This is a genomic window from Candidatus Symbiothrix dinenymphae (assembly GCF_001431085.1).
In genome coordinates this window covers 1-806 of the sequence record NZ_BBRU01000134.1, presented here as the reverse complement: position 1 = coordinate 806, position 806 = coordinate 1, and the positions used below count along the sequence as shown (strand labels likewise).

The 806-nt window shown below is 42.9% G+C and carries 1 protein-coding gene; it reads left to right on the top strand.

Annotated elements, in window-relative coordinates:
• Nucleotides 1-806 (top strand): RHS repeat domain-containing protein (locus ASC50_RS02085; RefSeq protein ID WP_056928636.1); only part of this gene is annotated, 806 nt, incomplete at both ends.

The following is an 806-nucleotide window of genomic DNA, read 5'->3' as shown; positions in this document are numbered from 1 at the left end:
GGGGCATCGGTTATTGACGATGTCAATTATACGTTTAATGCAATGACCGGCAATCTGACCCAGCGCAACGATGTGTCAAACAGAAAAAATGAAGTTTTCGGCTATGATAATCTGAATCGCTTGACTACAATAACCCAAAGTGGTGTTCCTAAGTCCGTCACGTATGAAGCCAACGGCAATATCAAAACTAAATTTGATGTAGGAACGTATCAATATGCCAACAGCAATCATGCCGTTTCGGGTATTACCGATCCGGTGACGGCTTATAGTCCTATGGCTGTGGATATTACGAACACATCGTACAATAGGGCATCTTCCATTACCTTGCAAGATTCACCTGCAAAAAAAATAGAATTTCAATATGGCGCAGATAATCAGCGGCGGATAGGCAAATATTACGAAAACAATGTTTTGAAAAAAACGATGTATTATGTTGGGAACTACGAAAAAGAAGTTGCCGGTGGCACGACCAAAGAAAGTGATTATATCTATACGCCGGAAGGACTGTCGGCGATTGCCATCAAAACTAATGGCACACGCACGTTCTATTATGTGCAGACTGACCATTTGGGAAGCGTGAGAGTGGTAACAGATGATTCAAAAGGCATTCAAACCCGCTATTATTATGATGCGTGGGGCAAACAGACTGCAATTGCGGGCACGAGTGTCATAAATCGAGGCTATTTGGCGCAGGAGCATTTGAATGAGTTTGGGTTAATAAATTTGAATGCGCGAATATATGACCCTGCTTTGGGGCGGTTTATGGAGATGGATCCTTATGTGCAGATGCCGGATTTTACGCAGTC